This window comes from Corynebacterium sp. HMSC068G04 (genome assembly GCF_001814885.1).
In the GTDB taxonomy this organism is placed as follows: Bacteria; Actinomycetota; Actinomycetes; order Mycobacteriales; family Mycobacteriaceae; genus Corynebacterium; species Corynebacterium hiratae.
Window position 1 is genome coordinate 1 of sequence record NZ_KV818299.1, and the last position, 16,769, is coordinate 16,769.

At 60.0% G+C, this 16,769-nt stretch carries 16 protein-coding genes and 5 tRNA genes; 6 read left to right on the forward strand and 15 right to left on the reverse strand.

Annotated elements, in window-relative coordinates:
• Positions 1-286: 286 nt before the first annotated feature.
• Together murA and ramA are read right to left on the reverse strand one after the other, a co-directional pair.
• Positions 287-1,555 carry a UDP-N-acetylglucosamine 1-carboxyvinyltransferase gene (murA, locus tag HMPREF2993_RS02475; protein ID WP_070700971.1) on the reverse strand — a complete coding sequence of 423 codons (1,269 nt, stop codon included), beginning with the start codon at positions 1,553-1,555 and terminating at the stop codon, positions 287-289.
• 21 nt (positions 1,556-1,576) lie between these two features.
• Complete coding sequence (gene ramA, locus HMPREF2993_RS02480) at positions 1,577-2,416, reverse strand: acetate metabolism transcriptional regulator RamA (protein WP_046649294.1); 840 nt, start codon at positions 2,414-2,416, stop codon at positions 1,577-1,579.
• Positions 2,417-2,669: 253 nt separating this feature from the next.
• Here ramA and cysK point away from each other — a divergent pair, with 253 nt between their 5' ends.
• Together cysK and epsC are read left to right on the forward strand one after the other, a co-directional pair.
• Positions 2,670-3,608 (forward strand): cysteine synthase A, encoded by a 939-nt coding sequence (cysK, locus tag HMPREF2993_RS02485; RefSeq protein WP_175973585.1) that lies wholly within the window; start codon positions 2,670-2,672, stop codon positions 3,606-3,608.
• A 114-nt stretch (positions 3,609-3,722) separates the two neighbouring features.
• Positions 3,723-4,286, forward strand: coding sequence for a serine O-acetyltransferase EpsC (gene epsC / locus HMPREF2993_RS02490; protein ID WP_141745899.1), 564 nt, complete (start codon positions 3,723-3,725; stop codon positions 4,284-4,286).
• A gap of 18 nt (positions 4,287-4,304) precedes the next feature.
• Here the strand turns inward: epsC and HMPREF2993_RS02495 are convergent, their stop codons facing one another.
• From HMPREF2993_RS02495 to HMPREF2993_RS02515, 5 genes are all read right to left on the reverse strand, one after another.
• Entirely contained in the window at positions 4,305-4,598 is a 294-nt protein-coding gene (locus tag HMPREF2993_RS02495; RefSeq protein WP_046649296.1) for a GNAT family N-acetyltransferase, read from the reverse strand.
• A gap of 98 nt (positions 4,599-4,696) precedes the next feature.
• Positions 4,697-4,769 (reverse strand) — tRNA-Phe (locus tag HMPREF2993_RS02500).
• 20 nt (positions 4,770-4,789) lie between these two features.
• Positions 4,790-4,863 (reverse strand) — tRNA-Asp (locus HMPREF2993_RS02505).
• Positions 4,864-5,097: 234 nt separating this feature from the next.
• Positions 5,098-5,174 (reverse strand) — tRNA-Asp (locus tag HMPREF2993_RS02510).
• 34 nt (positions 5,175-5,208) lie between these two features.
• Positions 5,209-5,284: transfer RNA gene (locus tag HMPREF2993_RS02515), tRNA-Glu, on the reverse strand.
• Positions 5,285-5,367: 83 nt separating this feature from the next.
• Between HMPREF2993_RS02515 and HMPREF2993_RS02520 the strand changes: the two genes are divergently transcribed.
• Entirely contained in the window at positions 5,368-5,700 is a 333-nt protein-coding gene (locus tag HMPREF2993_RS02520; RefSeq protein WP_046649297.1) for a metal-sensitive transcriptional regulator, read from the forward strand.
• Positions 5,701-5,767: 67 nt separating this feature from the next.
• Here the strand turns inward: HMPREF2993_RS02520 and HMPREF2993_RS02525 are convergent.
• Together HMPREF2993_RS02525 and HMPREF2993_RS02530 are read right to left on the reverse strand one after the other, a co-directional pair.
• Positions 5,768-5,840, reverse strand: a tRNA-Lys gene (locus tag HMPREF2993_RS02525).
• A 90-nt stretch (positions 5,841-5,930) separates the two neighbouring features.
• Positions 5,931-7,433: an acetyl-CoA hydrolase/transferase family protein gene (locus tag HMPREF2993_RS02530; protein WP_046649298.1), complete on the reverse strand. Its 1,503-nt coding sequence runs from the start codon at positions 7,431-7,433 to the stop codon at positions 5,931-5,933.
• Between the two features lie 176 nt (positions 7,434-7,609).
• On the opposite strand from HMPREF2993_RS02530, the gene dusB reads away from it, so the two are divergent.
• Both dusB and phoU read left to right on the forward strand, forming a co-directional pair.
• Complete coding sequence (gene dusB, locus HMPREF2993_RS02535; RefSeq protein WP_070700861.1) at positions 7,610-8,755, forward strand: tRNA dihydrouridine synthase DusB; 1,146 nt, start codon at positions 7,610-7,612, stop codon at positions 8,753-8,755.
• 68 nt (positions 8,756-8,823) lie between these two features.
• Positions 8,824-9,552, forward strand: coding sequence for a phosphate signaling complex protein PhoU (gene phoU / locus HMPREF2993_RS02540; protein WP_049157153.1), 729 nt, complete (start codon positions 8,824-8,826; stop codon positions 9,550-9,552).
• 116 nt (positions 9,553-9,668) lie between these two features.
• Here phoU and pstB read toward each other — a convergent pair whose 3' ends face one another.
• From pstB to mshD, 5 genes are all read right to left on the reverse strand, one after another.
• Positions 9,669-10,442 (reverse strand): phosphate ABC transporter ATP-binding protein PstB, encoded by a 774-nt coding sequence (gene pstB / locus HMPREF2993_RS02545; protein WP_046649300.1) that lies wholly within the window; start codon positions 10,440-10,442, stop codon positions 9,669-9,671.
• A gap of 41 nt (positions 10,443-10,483) precedes the next feature.
• Entirely contained in the window at positions 10,484-11,401 is a 918-nt protein-coding gene (gene pstA, locus HMPREF2993_RS02550; protein WP_070511015.1) for a phosphate ABC transporter permease PstA, read from the reverse strand.
• 13 nt (positions 11,402-11,414) lie between these two features.
• On the reverse strand, positions 11,415-12,464 hold the full coding sequence (gene pstC / locus HMPREF2993_RS02555) for a phosphate ABC transporter permease subunit PstC (RefSeq protein ID WP_049157156.1): 1,050 nt from the start codon (positions 12,462-12,464) through the stop codon (positions 11,415-11,417).
• Between the two features lie 143 nt (positions 12,465-12,607).
• Positions 12,608-13,717, reverse strand: coding sequence for a phosphate ABC transporter substrate-binding protein PstS (gene pstS, locus HMPREF2993_RS02560; protein WP_046649303.1), 1,110 nt, complete (start codon positions 13,715-13,717; stop codon positions 12,608-12,610).
• 173 nt (positions 13,718-13,890) lie between these two features.
• Positions 13,891-14,805, reverse strand: coding sequence for a mycothiol synthase (gene mshD / locus HMPREF2993_RS02565; protein WP_070511021.1), 915 nt, complete (start codon positions 14,803-14,805; stop codon positions 13,891-13,893).
• Between the two features lie 33 nt (positions 14,806-14,838).
• Here mshD and HMPREF2993_RS02570 point away from each other — a divergent pair, with 33 nt between their 5' ends.
• Positions 14,839-15,675: an LmeA family phospholipid-binding protein gene (locus HMPREF2993_RS02570; RefSeq protein ID WP_046649304.1), complete on the forward strand. Its 837-nt coding sequence runs from the start codon at positions 14,839-14,841 to the stop codon at positions 15,673-15,675.
• On the opposite strand, the gene HMPREF2993_RS02575 is transcribed toward HMPREF2993_RS02570, so the two are convergent.
• Positions 15,672-16,712: a diacylglycerol/lipid kinase family protein gene (locus HMPREF2993_RS02575; RefSeq protein WP_046649305.1), complete on the reverse strand. Its 1,041-nt coding sequence runs from the start codon at positions 16,710-16,712 to the stop codon at positions 15,672-15,674. The two genes, HMPREF2993_RS02570 and HMPREF2993_RS02575, sit on opposite strands and share 4 nt — an antisense overlap.
• Between the last annotated feature and the right edge of the window lie 57 nt (positions 16,713-16,769).

A 16,769-nucleotide genomic window follows, 5' to 3' on the forward strand; every position in this document is an offset into this window, starting at 1 on the left:
AAAAAGTACATTGGCACACTATTGAGTTCTCAAACATCATCCGCACACCCCAACAAAAATTAACCAAACGTTAACCCTCTTGCGGCGGCCCGAACAACCTTACCCAACAAGCTCAACCAAAGTCAAACCCGCCGAACAAACATTGCCCGAACATCTACCACCAGTTAACCTCCCGGCTACCTCGCGGCGACTTCGATAAATATACGCACACCCCCAACAAACAACAAATCCCCAGGAAGTACACCGTTTCGTTGTACCACCTGGGGACGTCGCCAAGCACTGCTGCCTAGTAGAGCTCTTCCTCCTGAGTGCGCTCGATGGTCGCCCCCAGCGCTTGCAGGTTCTCTACAAAGTTGGGATATCCGCGATCGATGTGGAAAACATCGTGGACGGTAGTTGTCTCATCTGCACAGAGCGCAGAGAGCACCAAACCGGCGCCCGCGCGAATGTCGGAGCTCCAGACATGCGTTGAAGACAACCGCTCCTGGCCGCGGATGACAACATGGTGGCCATCCACCTGAGCGTCGGCGCCGAGGCGCAACATCTCATCGACGAATCGGAAACGGGACTCGAACACGTTCTCCGTAATGATGGAAGTACCTTCCGCAACCGCGGACAGTCCAATAGCGATGGGCTGAAGATCCGTTGGAAAGCCTGGGTAAGGCAGCGTTTGGTAGTCCACGGCGGTGGGGCGCCCATCCATACGCACGCGGAAGCCGTTGACATAGTCCTCAATATCGGCACCGGCCGACTTGAGCTTTTCCAAAGGCAGGTGCAGGTGCTTGGGAGCGATGCCGCCCACCGTAATATCTCCGCGCGTCATGACTGCGGCATAGGCCCACGTCCCGGCCACGATGCGGTCACCGATGACCTCGTGTTCCGTCGGCTGAAGCTTGTCCACACCGCGAATCGTGATGGTGGACGTACCTTCACCAGTGATGTCAGCACCCATTTCCTTAAGCATCAGGCACAGATCGACGATTTCCGGTTCGCGGGCGGCGTTGTGGAGCTGAGTTTCGCCGTCGGCAAGCACGGCAGCGGTAAGAATATTCTCTGTGGCGCCCACAGAGGGGAAATCGAGCTTGATGCTTGCGCCGTGCAGGTGGTCAACCTCCGCTACGACGGCACCGTGCTCAATACGCGTGCTCGCACCCATTTTTTCGAGTCCGGACTGGTGCATGTCCAAGGGGCGGGAGCCAATGGCATCTCCACCCGGCAAAGCCACCTTGGCGTGACCGCACCGCGCCGTCAGCGGACCTAGCACGCACACGGACGCGCGGAACTGCCGCACGGCGTCGAAGTCCGCGTTGGAGTGCAGCTCGGCCGGAGTGGTGATGCGCACTGTGTGGCCATCGATCTCCACTGAGCACCCGAGACCTTCGAGGACCTTGCGCATCAGGGGAACATCAAGAATTTCAGGACAGTTGGTCAGCGTGGTCGTGCCCTCCGCCAACAGTGCCGCAGCCATCAGCTTCAGCACACTGTTTTTGGCACCGTCCACCTTGACGGTGCCCTGCAGGCGCGCCCCACCGGAGACAATAAATTGGTCTTTCACGCCCACCCAACTTACCTACAATCAGGGCAGCGCGCCGATACGACGGGCCGCATTGACCGCTTCATAGCGGGTGTGGGCACCCAGTTTGCGCATGACAGAACGCAGATAAGACTTCACCGTTTCGGCTCCGATGCCCATTTCCTCTGCCGCCTCAACGTTGGTGTGCCCCAACGCCACGCAAGACAAAACATCGAGCTCGCGCGCAGACAACTTGGTGGTCTGCTTCACGCGCACCGGGGAGACCATCTGGTCGCAGAGGGCTTCCAATTCCTTGCGGAGGTCCTCATCGTTGACGCGGTTAGCCAGCATCCGCAGCTTGGAGTGCGTCGAGCGCACCTGCTCCCATTCGGCGCCGTTCATCACGTGCCCGCGAGCGGCGCCGCCCTTGCCCCCATCGGCGCGGCGCAGTGCGGAATTAACCGCTAAATCCTGCTCGAGGCAGCGGGCGGTCATGGTGACCTCCTCGATGACCTTGTCACCCAAGCGGACCGGCGAATGAACACCAACATAAAGAACGCCGCGGATCTCACGCTGCACAGTCACCGGCACCGCCACGATGGAGTGCAGTCCCTCATCCTGGATGTAACGGTCGTTCTCGTGGCTGATCGTCGTGGCGCGGGTGTAATCGGATACACCTACAGCGCGGCGAGTGCTGACAACGCGCCCGCCGACGCCCACATTCGCGTCAATCACCAAGTTCTGCAAGGCCGGGGTGCGCAGACCTACCCAGTGGGTAATCTGCAAACGATTATCCGGCAGCAAGGTTCCGTACATCGTAACGGGAATTCCCGTTGCGGTCTTCAGCGACGATAGCGCTGCGCGTACGGCTTCGTCATCATCCTTGAGTCGGTGCGGCTCCATGAGGCTCTCTCTTACTCGGGGGTAACCAGCAGGTGCACCCACATTCCCCGCCTGAAACGGGGGTAGGTGAACACTATTTGCGAAGTATAACCGTCCGACGGGGGTAATTCTAAATCGCACCGCGCCCTACTCCGTCACCCCAAATCCCACATACCATGCCCGAATGCTCTGTTCAGAATTTATATACTACTTTGTCTAGTAGCGGGGTGTAAGGTGTCTGCTGTACATCGGAAGTTATTTACAAGGAGTCCACATCGTGGCTGTATACGACAACATTCTAGAAACCATCGGCGGAACCCCGCTGGTCCGCCTCAACCGTTTGACCGAGGGCCTCGGCGCCGAGGTGCTCGTGAAGGTTGAGTCCTTCAACCCCGCAAATTCCGTCAAGGACCGCATCGCCAAGGCGATTGTCGACACCGCCGTAGAAGCCGGCGAGCTGAAGCCGGGCGGCACCATCGTTGAAGCCACCTCCGGCAACACCGGTATTGGCTTGGCGCTTGTCGGCGCAGCCCAGGGTTACAAGGTCATCCTGACCATGCCGGAGACCATGTCTAACGAGCGCAAGGTGCTGCTGCGCGCTTATGGCGCTGAGATCGTGTTGACCCCGGGCGCTGCCGGAATGAAGGGGGCCGTAGAGAAGGCCAACGAAATTATTGCCGAAACCCCCAACGCGATCCTGGCTTCCCAGTTCGCTAATGAAGCAAACCCGAAGATCCACGAGGCAACCACCGGCCCCGAGATCTGGGAGGACGCCGAGGGCAAGGTTGATGCTTTCGTAGCCGGCGTCGGCACCGGCGGCACCGTCACCGGCGTTGGTCGCTACCTGCGCTCCCAGAACCCGGATACCTACTTGGTAGCTGTAGAGCCCTCCGACTCCCCCGTCCTGTCCGAGGGCAAGGCAGGCCCGCACAAGATCCAGGGCATCGGCGCTAACTTCGTCCCGGAGGTTCTGGACCGCGAGATCCTCAACGAGGTTCTCACCGCCACCACCGAGGAATCTGTCTCCACTGCCCGCAAGCTGGCCACCGAGGAGGGCCTGCTCGTCGGCATTTCCTCCGGCGCCAACGTCTCCGCTGCTCTCAAGCTGGCTGCACGCGAGGAGTTCAAGGGCAAGACCATCGTGGTCGTCGCCCCGGACTTTGGTGAGCGTTATGTCTCCACCATCCTCTTCGAGGACATCCGCGAGGCTTAGAGTTCCCAGCGTGGCTTTCCACGGGGCGTCGCAAAGCGCACTGCGGTGAGCACCCCGAATAAAAGCGCCCTCTGTGCTAGGGGGCGCTTTTTCTTTCTAGATAGGATGGTTTGCATGCACATCTTGAAGATGATTCGTGAAGACCTCGCCAACGCGCGCGAGCATGATCCGGCCGCGCGCGGCGACGTTGAGAACGCCGTGGTCTATTCCGGCCTCCACGCCATTTGGGCGCACCGCATTGCCCACCGCATGTGGAAGCGTGGCTGGCGCGGGCCGGCACGCATCTTGGCCCAGGTGAACCGTTTCTTCACCGGAATTGAGATCCACCCCGGCGCCACAATTGGTCGGCGCTTCTTCATTGACCACGGAATGGGAATCGTCATTGGTGAGACCGCCGAAATCGGTGATGGCGTTATGCTCTACCACGGTGTCACGCTCGGCGGCCAGGTTCTCACGCAGACAAAGCGCCACCCAACGATCGGGGACAACGTGACCATCGGCGCCGGCGCAAAGGTACTAGGCCCCATCACCATCGGTGAGGGCTCCGCGGTAGGCGCTAACGCCGTGGTGACGAAAGATGTGCCCGCGTATCACACCGCTACGGGTATTCCCGCTAAGAACCGTCCTCGCAAGAAGGACGAACGCATCAAGCTGGTGGACCCGGACTACTACATCTAAGGGCGGCCGACTCCGTATTTAGAGGCTGCCCTCGCGGGCGGTCAACCGCTGGTACTCGGGGTTCTTCTCGATGAACCGCGCCACGGCGCTGCACGTTGGGATGACTTGGCGGCCTGCCGTCGAGTCATCATCCAACGCCGCCTTAATCAGAGGTTTGGACAGGCCTTGGCCTTGAAAAGACTCAAAAATTTCCGTGTGCGTAAATTCGCGCGTGGTGGCGGAGTCACTGTATTCAGCGAAGCCTGCTTCCTCGCCATCGACGGTGATGACGAAGCGGGATCGATCGGTTTGGTGCGCAACTGAAGTAGTCATGGTGCCCCATTAAACCAAAAAGCAGCAGACCACTAGAGCAACTCCGGGGGAACAAGGAAACAAAAGAGCCCCCTCCAGTACTGGAGGGGGCTTTCTTGTGGCCAGAGCCAGGATCGAACTGGCGACCCCACACTTTTCAGGCGTGTGCTCTACCGACTGAGCTATCTGGCCAGAAGCCACAAGGACTTCGGCGACCCTGACGGGACTTGAACCCGCGACCTCCGCCGTGACAGGGCGGCGCGCTAACCAACTGCGCCACAGGGCCATTTTCAATTATCTCTTGTGCGCTGGGCACGAATAAGTACTCTACACAAAGCTTGAGAAACACACCAAATCAGCATGTCATATACGGTTTTTAAGAGTAAAGAAGTACCGTCCACGCGACTGCCGCACAGCACCTAGACCTATCGGTCCCGACCCCGCCTTGAGTGGGCTATGACAAGCAAAACAATTCAAGCCTCGAAGCGTGTTTCTACAAACACCGCTCCGAGGCTTGGTATGGCGACCCTGACGGGACTTGAACCCGCGACCTCCGCCGTGACAGGGCGGCGCGCTAACCAACTGCGCCACAGGGCCATACATATTGACTTATGTACCAACACGTTAGTGTTGGTACCCCCAACGGGATTCGAACCCGTGCCGCCGCCGTGAAAGGGCGGTGTCCTAGGCCGCTAGACGATGGGGGCCCGTTGCCTTGAGGCAACTTTGTAAAAATATACTGGAGACATCCCTACTTAACCAAATCGCCCCGGCAGAAAGGCGGAAAACCATGGCTGACCAGCGCGATACTTGCTCCTGCCACGAGCCCGGCGTTCACGGCTACAACTCCGATAGCGAGCAAAAGGCAAAATACTTAGCGCGTCTCAAGCGCATCGAGGGCCAAACCAGAGGCATCCACCGCATGATTGCGGAAGACCAATATTGCATCGACATCATCACGCAGATCTCCGCGGTCACCTCAGCGCTCGAGAACGTCTCCCTAGCGCTGCTAGAAGACCACATAGAGCACTGCGTGGCAGGAGCCGCCGCCGAGGACGGGCAAGTAGCCACAGAGAAGCTAGAGGAGGCCATGCGGGCCATCCGGAAGCTCGTGAAGAGCTAGAGGAGCAAAGCCTGCTGAGTGGGCCACCCTACAACGCAAAAGAGCCGCCCGAAGGCGGCTCTTTCTGTGGGCCCTGCGGGGCTCGAACCCGCGACCTGCGGATTAAAAGTCCGTAGCTCTACCAACTGAGCTAAAGGCCCAACGCCCATCCATCTTAGTAGGTGACACTAAGGAAAAGGAAATGGCCCTCACCTCCAGCGGTAAGGGCCACGACCGAGCGGCATGAGCGATTAACCGCGCATGTCACCCTTCTCCATGAAGTTCACCTGGAAGTCAAAGGCGGTCTTCAGATCGTGCGGGGTGTGCTGGAACTTATTAGCCTTGGCACGCTCGTAGTATTCCTCAAGCAGCGGGCGGTAGTCTGGGTGCGCCACGGCGATAACCTTCTCCACGCGCTCCTTCGGAGCGAGACCACGCAGGTCCGCCACACCGTACTCGGTGATGATGACCATGGTGTCGTGCTCGGTGTGGTCGGTGTGGGACACAAACGGCACGATGGCGGAGATTGCGCCATCCTTGGCCACCGACGGGGAGACGAAGGTGGAGATGTAAGCGTTACGGGTGAAGTCACCGGAGCCGCCGGTACCGTTCATGATGCGGGAACCGGAAACGTTGGTGGAGTTGATGTTGCCGTAAATGTCGCCCTCAATCATGCCGTTGGAGGAAATCAGGCCAACGCGGCGAATAACCTCCGGGTGGTTGGACACCTGCTGCGGGCGCAGGATGATGTGCTTGGCGTAGCGCTCAGCCTCAGCGTTCATCTTGTCCGCGTACTCCGGGGACAGAGCGAAGGAGGTAGCAGAGGCGACGGTCATCTTGCCGGCGTCGATCAGATCGAGCATGCCGTCCTGGATAACCTCGGTATACGCCTGAATGTTTTCAAACTTGGAGTCCAGCAGGCCGGCCATCACAGCGTTCGGGACGTTACCCACACCGGACTGCATGATGAACTTGTCATACTCAAGGCGGCCGGCAGCGACCTCGCCCTCAAGGAACTCGATGAAGTTCGCAGCAATCTTCTCGGAGACCTCATCCGGAGCCTTGAACGGTGCGTTGCGGTCCGGAGCGTCGGTCTTGACCACTGCCACGACCTTTTCTTCCGGGATCTCAATGTAGGTGGTTCCAACGCGGTCGGCCGGCTTGGTGATCGGAATGGGCTGACGGTTCGGCAGCTTCTCAATCCGGTAGATATCGTGCATGCCCTCAAGGTTGAGGGACTGCCACTCGTTCACCTCGATGATGATCTTGTCGGCGGCCTCAATGTACTCGAGGTTGTTGCCTACGGCCGAGGACGGAACGATGTTTCCGTTCTCGTCGATACGCACGGCCTCAATAATGGCTACCTGGAAGTCACCGTAGAAGCCCTCCTCGACCTGCTGACCCGAGTGAGAAAGGTGGATGTCCTGGTACAGCGCGGAGCCGTCGTTGAAGCGGCCACGCAGAACTGGATCGGAGTTGTACGGGGAGCGGAAGCGAATGGCGTTAGCCTCAGCCAGCACGCCGTCGCAGTCCGGGGCAGTCGAAGCGCCAGAGAAGACGTCAATCTTGAACTCTTCACCCGCCTCGTGCGCTGCCTTTGCCTTTTCCGCGATGGCGGTAGGCAGGGCCTTGGGGTAGCCAGCACCAGTAAAGCCGGAGATTCCCACACGGTCACCGTGATTGACAAACTTAGCTGCCTCGTCAGCGCTCATAACGAGCTTCTCAAACGGCGCGTATGCAATTCTCTCAGACATGAGTCCTCCTTTTATGTGCAGAAAAGACCTAGGTTACGGTCCTTTCCTATTAGTTACATGCACCACACTAGCGAATCGGTGGCGAATTTACCGCACTCTGCCCCAAACCGTGTGCACCCCTCACTTTTTTCATCAGAATTTGCCACCCTAGGCTTGTTCCGCGCACAATTGGCGGCGTGACTCTTGCTATCGGAAACATCCAGCTCAACTCCCCCGTTGTCCTCGCCCCTATGGCGGGCGTGACCAACGTGGCCTTTCGCGTGCTGTGCCGCGAGCAAGAGATAGCGAAGACCGGAACCGTCTCCGGCCTCTACGTGTGTGAAATGGTCACCGCACGCGCCCTCGTTGAGCGCAACCCAAAGACCTTGCACATGACCACGTTTGACCCCCAAGAACAGCCGCGTTCACTGCAGCTGTACACCGTCGATCCGGAGTACACGTACAAGGCGGCCAAAATGATCGTGGACGAGAACCTCGCAGACCACATCGACATGAACTTCGGCTGCCCGGTTCCCAAGGTCACGCGCCGCGGCGGTGGTTCTGCCCTGCCCTATAAGCGCCGTTTGTTTGGCAACATTGTCGCTGCGGCCGTCAAAGCCACGGAGGGCACGGACATTCCAGTCACCGTCAAGATGCGCGTCGGCATCGATGACGAGCACAAAACGCACCTCGACGCCGGCCGGATCGCCGTTGCTGAGGGTGCCGCGGCCGTCGCTCTCCACGGTCGCACGGCGGCGCAACGCTACTCCGGCCACGCCGACTGGGGAGAGATTGCCCGCCTCAAGGAACACCTAGCGGATACTGGCATTCCCGTCTTGGGTAACGGCGATATCTTCAAGGCAACCGATGCGCACGACATGATGGAGCAAACGGGATGCGACGGCGTCGTCGTAGGCCGCGGCTGTTTGGGCCGCCCCTGGCTCTTCGCGGAGCTCTCCGCCCACCTGCGGGGTGAGCCGGTGCCGCCGGAGCCCACTTTGGGGGAAGTCACGCAGATTATGATTCGCCACGCCGAACTGCTGACACAGCACGAAGGCGAGCGCCAGGCCAGCCGCGATATTCGCAAGCATATTGGGTGGTACCTCCGAGGCTTTCCGGTGGGCGGCCAGGTACGCGCGGGGCTTTCTCGCGTCAATTCCTTGGAGGATCTGCGCGAGCTATTGGCGCCGTGGGCGGACTCGCCCGCGCTTGCCGACGACGCCGATGGCGCCCGCGGCCGCCAGGGTTCACCCGCCAAGGTGGTCCTGCCCGAAGGGTGGCTCGATGATCCGGAAGATGCCACGGTTCCGGAAGGCGCGGAGATCATGCACTCCGGAGGCTAGGAGCAGAACCTGCCTTGATCGTGTTGCCCGACAGGCACTAGACCAATAGTTGGGCTAAAGTACGTGGCATGCGCGCAGCTTACCGTGAACAGTTGGATAACTTTGCCCATGATCTGATCATCATGAGCACGACCGTCCATAGGTTGATGACTCTTGCCTCCCAGGCATTAATCGAGGCTTCCCTGCAACCAGCTGAGGAGGCCGTGTCGCTGCGCGATGAACTGGATGAGGTCCGCACGCGCTGTGAAGACCGTGCGGTGTCCCTTCTGGCCTTGGAGAACCCTATGGCCAAGGACCTACGCCAAGTGATCTCCTCCATCTATATTGTGGAAGATTTCTACCGCATGGGCCGCCTATCCCAGCACATTGCAACGAGCGCGCGTCGCCGCCACCCAGAGCCGGTTGTACCGGCAGAAATCATGGGCTATTTCGAGGAGTACACCCGCCTCGTCCTCGACATGTCTGCAGGGCTCAAAGACATCCTCATCACCCGCGATCCGGAGCTCGCGCTGCGCCTGACCGAAGATGACGATGCCGTGGATGACATCAACCATCACCTGCTGCGCATGCTGACCCAGCGGGAGTGGAAGGGAACGGTGCGCCAAGCCGTGGAGACTTCGCAGCTGTCACGCTACTACGAGCGATTCGCAGATCATTGTGCCGCCGCTGCCGGGCGCATCATCTACCTGGCCACGGGCTTGGACCCGGATCGCTATATGCGCAAGCGCGACCAGGAGCAGCGCGACGCCGAGATGGAAGCCCGCATGGCGGAGCTCGAGCGCCAATTCCGCAACTAGGCAGGCGTGTGGGCGTGGGTGATCCACCCGGCTCGATCCGAAGCACAAGAAAGCCGGCGCCTCTCCTAGACCTTAAACAGGTGAGAGAGGGCGCCGGCTTTGGGCACTAGTGGCATTTAGCCGAAGCGGCCAGAGATGTAATCCTCGGTGTCCTTCTTGGACGGGTTTTCGAAGATCTTGGTGGTGTCATCGAACTCGACGAGGTGGCCCGGCTTGCCGGTGGCCTCTAGAGAGAAGAAACCAGTCTTATCGGACACGCGGGCTGCCTGCTGCATGTTGTGGGTCACGATAACGATGGTGAAGTTTTCCTTCAGCTCGTGGATGAGGTCCTCAACAGCCAGGGTGGAAATCGGGTCCAGCGCCGAGCACGGCTCATCCATGAGGAGAACCTCCGGCTCCACGGCAATCGCACGGGCGATGCACAGGCGCTGCTGCTGACCACCCGACAAGCCGCCGCCCGGCTTATCCAGACGGTCCTTCACCTCGTCCCAGAGGTTAGCGCCGCGCAGGGACTTCTCGGCGACTTCCTTGAGCTTCTTCTTGTTCTTCTCACCGGACAGCTTCAGGCCGGCGACAACGTTGTCCTCGATGGACATGGTCGGGAACGGGTTGGCCTTCTGGAATACCATGCCGATGGTGTTGCGGACAGACACCGGGTCAACCTTGGAGCCGTAGATGTTCTGTCCATCCAAGAGGATCTCACCCTTGACGTAGGCGCCGGGGATGACCTCGTGCATACGGTTGAGGGTGCGCAGAACGGTGGACTTACCGCAGCCGGAGGGGCCGATGAAGGCGGTGACGGCCTTCGCCGGAATTTGCATGTTGACATTCTGTACGGCGTGGAAGTCACCGTAGTAGATGTTCACGTCGTTGAGCTCAAGCTTGGACATGAGTAGTGCTCCTATTGGGGGTAGGTGGAAAGTGAATACGGTTACTTCTTGACGGAGAACTTCGCCGAAACGATGCGCGCGCCGATATTGAGAATCGCGATGAGGACAACCAACGTGAGGGCGGCGCCCCACAGCTTGTCCAAGACAGCCGGATCAGCACCGGACTTGTACATATCCAGCATCATCAGTGGCAGCGAGGACTGCGCGCCCTTGAGGGCATCCCAGTTGATGGAGGACGTAGAGCCCACCAACACCAGCACCGGCGCGGACTCACCCATGATGCGGGCCACGGCGAGCATGATGCCGGTGACGATGCCGGAGAGAGCGGTCGGCAGAACGATGCGGGCGATGGTCTTCCACTTCGGTACACCGAGGGCATAGGAAGCCTCACGCAGGTCCATGGGGACCACACGGAGCATCTCCTCCGTATTGCGGACCACAATCGGAATCATCAGGAGTACCAAGGACAGCGCCACAGCCATACCGGAGCGCTTGAAGCCGAACAGCGTAATCCACATGGCGAAGATGAACAGTGCGGCCACGATGGAGGGCACACCGGACAGAATGTCCACCATGAAGGTGGTGAGGCGGCTCAGGGGGCCACCGCGGGAGTACTCCACAAGGTAAATCGCGGTAAAGATACCAATCGGAACCGAAATAACGGTCGCGATGATGGTCTGAACGAACGTACCGATGATGGCGTGCAGTGCACCACCGCCGGCTTCAGTATCCAGGATGCCGCGCTGGGATTCGGTCCACCACTCGGGGCTCAGGACAGCACCGGAACCGCGAACGATGAGCTCGAAGAGGACCCACAGCAGCGGAATCATGGCGATGATCATCGTCGCCCACACGAGAACGGTGGCGATGTTGTTGGTGGTCTTGCGGCTCGAGGAAATATCCAGGAAGGTCGGGCCGGAAGAAGCCGGGACAGAGTTAGAGGTTGTAGTCGTAGTCATCTCTGTTCCCTCCTTACTTGCTCTTCACGATGGAACGGGCAATTGCGTTGACCACGAAGGTCAGAAGGAACAGCATGAGGCCTGCAGCGATGTAGGCGCCGGCACGCATCTCATTACCGAACTCTGCGGCCGCCAAGGCAATGGCGGTGGCGAAGGTGGTACCGCCATCGAACAGCGAGAAGCGGAAGTCGACCAACGGGGAGACAACCATGTACAGCGCCATGGTCTCACCCAGCGCGCGACCCAGGCCCAGCATCGAGCCGGCAATATAGCCGGACATACCGAAGGGAAGGACCGTCATACGAATAACTTCCCAGCGGGTGGCGCCGAGTGCCAAGGCAGACTCGATCTGGCCCGGAGGGGTCTGCACGAAGACCTCGCGGGCGGTAGCGGCGATAATCGGCAGGATCATCACTGCCAGCACGATGCCACCGGTGAGGACGTTGCGGCCCGTCGCAAAGTGCGGGGAGTTGTCATAGACCTTGAACAGGAAGAAGCCACCTGCCCAGGAGTGCAGCCACGTGTAGAAGCCGGACAATGCGGGGCCGAGAACCTGCCAGCCCCACAGGCCGTACACGATGGACGGCACGGCAGCGAGCATGTCGACGAGGAAGCCCAGCGGCTTCACCAGCTTGGCTGGTGCGTAGTTGGACAAGAAGATAGCAATACCGAGTGCTACCGGCATCGCGATGATGAGAGCCACGATGGAAATCAGCACGGTGTGGCCGAACATGGTCGGAATACCGAACTTCATTGCGTCGGTATCGGTGGTTTCCCAACGCTCACCGTAGGTGAAGAAACCTACGATGCCGCCCTCGTTGACGGCAAGGGAAGGGACCGCTTGCCACACAAGGAAGACTGCGATGGCAGCGATCATCACCGTGATTAGCGTGGCGGACGCAGTGGACAGGAATTCAAAGACACGATCGCCCGGGCGCTTGACACCCGTTTTAACGGCCGGAGTAGGGGCAGCATCAGCGGTGGATGCATGCGCGCTGGGACGGATCGCCGAAACGGCATCCTCCTTCGTGGATGACGCTGTGGTGAGATTATTGTCTGCCATGAGACTAGGGAATCCTTTTCAACGGGATCAATGAAAAATGCGGGACACGCTACCGCCCCCAAAGCGCTCGTTAACGGCGGATTGGGGGCGGAAGTGTGTATGTAAACGGCAACTACGGAACTAAGGCCCGCAGTCAGCGGCGCTTACTGGATAGCGTCGACAGCTGCCTTCAGGCGCTCGAGGTGGTCACCAGCAACCGGGATGAAGCCTGCGTTCTCCAGCTCGTCATTCTGGTTGTCCAGAACGGTGTTGAAGAATGCCTTCACCAGAGCGGAGGTTTCCTCATCGTAGCCAGCAGAGCAGACGATGTTGTAAGTGGTCAGGATGAGCGGGTAGGCGCCCTCGTCGTTGGAAGCAAAGAGCTTGTCGGAGTCAACAACCATGTTGTGCTCGGAGCCGGTGTCCTTGAAAGCAAGGTGGTCCAGAGCAACACCGACGGACTCAGCGTTGAGCTCAACCGGGCCGTTGCCGAAGTCAATCTTGGCAATCTTGACGCCATCGGCTTCCTTCTGGTGAGCGTAGCCAGCTTCAACGTAGGTGATAGCACCCTCGATGGAAGCGACCTGGTCAGCCACACCGGAGGAACCGTTAGCGCCCTCACCAACAGCATCCGGGAACTGCTTGCCCTCGCTGTCCCAGTTGCCGGTAGCGGCGGTCAGGAACTTCTGGAAGTTGTCGGAGGTACCGGACTCATCAGAGCGGAAGATAACGGTGATGTTCTTGTCCGGCAGGTCGGTGCCCTCGTTCTCAGCCTTGATGGCGTCATCATTCCACTTGGTGATCTCGCCCTTGAAAATCTTAGCCAGGGTGTCGGTGGAGAGGTTGACCTCGGTGTCACCCAGGTTGTAGGCGATAGCAACCGGGCCGATGGTGGTCGGCAGGTGCCATGCATCGTTGCCGTCGCAACGCTCCTTAGCAGCCTCAACCTCACCCTTGTCCTCCTTCAGGGCGGAGTCGGAACCAGCGAAGTCAACGGTGCCACCGTTGAAGGCCTTCACACCAGCGCCGGAACCGGAGGAGGTGTAGGAGAAGTTAGCATCCGGGTACTCGTTCAGGAAGGCCTTCTCGAAGACGGACATTGCGGACTTCTGGGAGGAAGCGCCCTCACCAGAGAGGTCACCGGAGACCTCTACGGAGTCGGAGCCGCCATCGGCGGAATCAGACTCGTTGGACTCGGAGCAGGCAACGAGAGCGGTGGAGGTGGCGGCGACGATGCCGAAGATAGCGGCAGTGCGCTTGAAGTTGCGAATCACGGGGAACCTTTCCGGTACGGATACAAGAGAATGATTTTTCGAGGAAATCGCCCCCTACCCTCTCCAAAGGCAAGCGCGATTAACTCACGGGAAGTAAAGCTATATGCGGAGGGTTAACCCCACAGGGATCAAGAGGTGAACAATCGGTTAACTTGTACCAAAAGGCGGTGAGACTAGTCACTTTTCGCCCAGACGCAGTGCTCCTCCGCAGTACCAAAGCCGAGCTTCTCATAGGCCTTTACTGCCGGCTCATTGTCCGCCTCGACGTACAAGATGACCTTGTCCGCTCCTTTAGCGACCATGCGCTGCAAGCCAGCGGTGAGCAACGGGCCGCCGAGCCCGCGCCCGCGATAGTCCTCGCTCAGCCCCACAACATAGACCTCACCGAAGGCTGGGATGTCCTCCTCATGCCATTTCAGCCAGTGAAAGCCGGCCATGGTTGGGGCACTGTGCTCACCACCGTGCGAATCCCACAGGAAGAGCACGTCGGCCGGATCGAACCATTCGGCTTCCATCCCGCGGTGTAAACGCTCCAGGTCCCACCCACCTTGCTCTGGGTGCCAGGAAAAAGCCTCGTTGTTGGCTCGTAACCACTCCGCCTCGACGTACTCGCGCCCGAAACGCTCGACCGACTCCGTGTACGTGCAGATCTCTAGGCCTTCGACCTTTGCGGACGCTTCCTCCGCCGCGCGTAGGTCCCGTCCCTCAATCGCCATGACGAGCAGGCGCCTGACGACGTCCATCCCATTGCGCTTCGCCAGCGCCTGGGCGGCCGGGAGGTTGCCATGAGCCCAGATCTGGGGGGAGGTTGGGAGGGCGTCGACAAGCGCCTGCCCCACCCCGCGCCCGCGGTGTTCGACGTCGACGACGAGCTCTACCGTCTGCCCTTCGACGGCAGCCACACCTGTTATCTCACCGTCTTCAAGTGCGAGCAGGTGGCGGTGCCCAAGGCGACCATCTCGCAGGCCGACCACAAACTGCTCGGAGAACGGCGCATAACCATCGTGCGTTTCGGCGCGTGTGGCCAGCTCCTCCACGCGCTGTGCCAAATCCGGATTCTGCGGCAGGGTAAGGGTCCCAATATTCATGTTTCCCAGCTTACGTGCGGTAGTAATAGAAGGGTGACCGTCATCTACCTCAGCCGCCCCGTCGTCCGACTCGCCGCCGTCGCGGGAGTGGTTCTGACCGCATGGCTGGCAGATTCCGCGGTGGCGATGCATGCCGAGCACACCGTGGCACAGAAGGCGAAAGCCAGTTCCCAGCTGGAAAACAGCCCCAATGTGTACATCGGCGGTGTTCCTTTTACCCTCGGCGCTCTGACCAAAGAGGTTCCTTACCTCGAGGTCAACTCCTCCGACGTGGAGGTGCCCAAGCTCGGGATGGTCAACGCCTCCACGACGCTGCGCGATATCACCATTCGTCCCGAACAGCTCTTCAGCGGGGACCTAGAAGGTGCACCGGTCTCCACTTACACGCGCAGCATTAGCATCGACGGAGTAGCCCTCGGCCGCCTGCTGGGCATTACGGACCTATCCATCGCCAACCCAGATGACATGTCCCCCACCGGCGGCCCGTCTGCCGAAGCGGAGCTCACCGGCACGCTGCCGGGAGACACCACCAAGTCCACGGCGACGGTAACGTTGCGCCTCGTTGGGCCGGAATTTCGCATGAGCGTCTACGGGACCGATGATGAGCGCCTCAAGAAAGCATTCGGGTTGGTCTTGGATACCCGTCAACTACCGTTGCCTGCCCAGGCCACCTCCGTGAAGCTGCACGGCGGTTCCATTACGTTCGAGGTGCAGCGCCGCAACATCACTTTGAAGACGGCGCAGCTCTCCCCTCTCGAAATCGATGGATCGGAGGAAAAGGCCGTCGAGGATGCAGCGCAAAAGGCACAGGACACCGCCAACGAAGTAGGCAGCGCACCGACGACGCCGCCGAGTTGGCGCCAAAACTAGTTGATGCGAACGAGGTCGCGCAGGATCCTGCGGACGTTGCGGTGTATGGGCGGGGCCGGATCGGTAGGAGCGAAGACTTCCAACGCGTCCGCCTCCGATTCCAGATGCACCTCCGTGAAGGTTCCCTCCGACTCTCCGTCTGCCTGGAAGCGGTGCGGCTTCGGGCACACCAAATCCACCTCGACGGCATCCTCAAAGTGCAGCGTTCGGGCATCCGTGACCTTATTCAGCCAGTGGCGGTGATCCACGCCAAAGAGGTGGAGCACGCCCACAAGACCATCAATGCCACCGAGGTCTGACACCCCGAAGAGGCCAAGGCCTTGGTCGAAAGAGTTGCGCGGATTCGTCACCACCGGCAGCGGTCCGAGGAAGGTCCACGGGTTGGTATTCGAGGTGAACATGACGGGCACGTCATCAGCCGAGAAGGTGTCTCCCGAGCCGGAGCGCGCACGCACGCTAATGCGCGGTGGGCGAATGCGGGCGCGCTGATAGGCCTGAAAGGCCACGGCCAAATAGCGCAACGGGGTAGCTGCAAAGCCCATTTCCCGAGCACGGTCCACGCGAGCGAGCACGTCGGCATCCAATCCGAAACCAGCATTAACCGCGAACCATCGGTCATTCCACACTCCCAAGGACACGGTGCGGCGCGTATTGCGTTCCAGCATCCGAGCCAGCACGTGTGCTGCCTCGACTGGAGTATTGGGGAAGCCGAGGGCGCGGACGAAGACGTTGGCGGAGCCCGTGGGAATCACCGCGAGAGCCGGAATGTCCTGGGGGCTGGGACGTTCCGCGGAATCTGCGGGGCCCAACAGCCCGTTCACAATTTCGTTCACCGTGCCATCTCCCCCGAAAACCAAGATGACATCGAAGTCTTCCCTGGTCATGCCCCGCACTATATCCTCCGCGTGCCCCGGATAATGCGTAAAGCGAGCAAGCAGCTGCAGCCCCTCCACGTCCCGAATGACGGGCAGAACCTCACGGAAAAGGGCCGAATTCTGGCTCGTGGAGTTCGGGTTTGAGATCAGCAATGCGCGCATGACCCCCTAGACTACTGGAGCCTAGTGGTTTCCGCGGCGCCCCCACGACTACGCTGG

What these genes read in the sequence shown, in the direction of transcription:
- HMPREF2993_RS02530 (WP_046649298.1), bottom strand. Translation starts at nt 7,433, where the DNA reads ATGTCTGAGAGAATTGCATACGCGCCGTTTGAGAAGCTCGTTATGAGC.
- pstC (WP_049157156.1), bottom strand. Translation starts at nt 12,464, where the DNA reads ATGGCAGACAATAATCTCACCACAGCGTCATCCACGAAGGAGGATGCC.
- HMPREF2993_RS02575 (WP_046649305.1), bottom strand. Translation starts at nt 16,712, where the DNA reads ATGCGCGCATTGCTGATCTCAAACCCGAACTCCACGAGCCAGAATTCG.
- HMPREF2993_RS02520 (WP_046649297.1), top strand. Translation starts at nt 5,368, where the DNA reads ATGGCTGACCAGCGCGATACTTGCTCCTGCCACGAGCCCGGCGTTCAC.
- phoU (WP_049157153.1), top strand. Translation starts at nt 8,824, where the DNA reads ATGCGCGCAGCTTACCGTGAACAGTTGGATAACTTTGCCCATGATCTG.
- mshD (WP_070511021.1), bottom strand. Translation starts at nt 14,805, where the DNA reads ATGAATATTGGGACCCTTACCCTGCCGCAGAATCCGGATTTGGCACAG.
- pstA (WP_070511015.1), bottom strand. Translation starts at nt 11,401, where the DNA reads ATGACTACGACTACAACCTCTAACTCTGTCCCGGCTTCTTCCGGCCCG.
- ramA (WP_046649294.1), bottom strand. Translation starts at nt 2,416, where the DNA reads ATGGAGCCGCACCGACTCAAGGATGATGACGAAGCCGTACGCGCAGCG.
- pstB (WP_046649300.1), bottom strand. Translation starts at nt 10,442, where the DNA reads ATGTCCAAGCTTGAGCTCAACGACGTGAACATCTACTACGGTGACTTC.
- HMPREF2993_RS02495 (WP_046649296.1), bottom strand. Translation starts at nt 4,598, where the DNA reads ATGACTACTTCAGTTGCGCACCAAACCGATCGATCCCGCTTCGTCATC.
- epsC (WP_141745899.1), top strand. Translation starts at nt 3,723, where the DNA reads ATGCACATCTTGAAGATGATTCGTGAAGACCTCGCCAACGCGCGCGAG.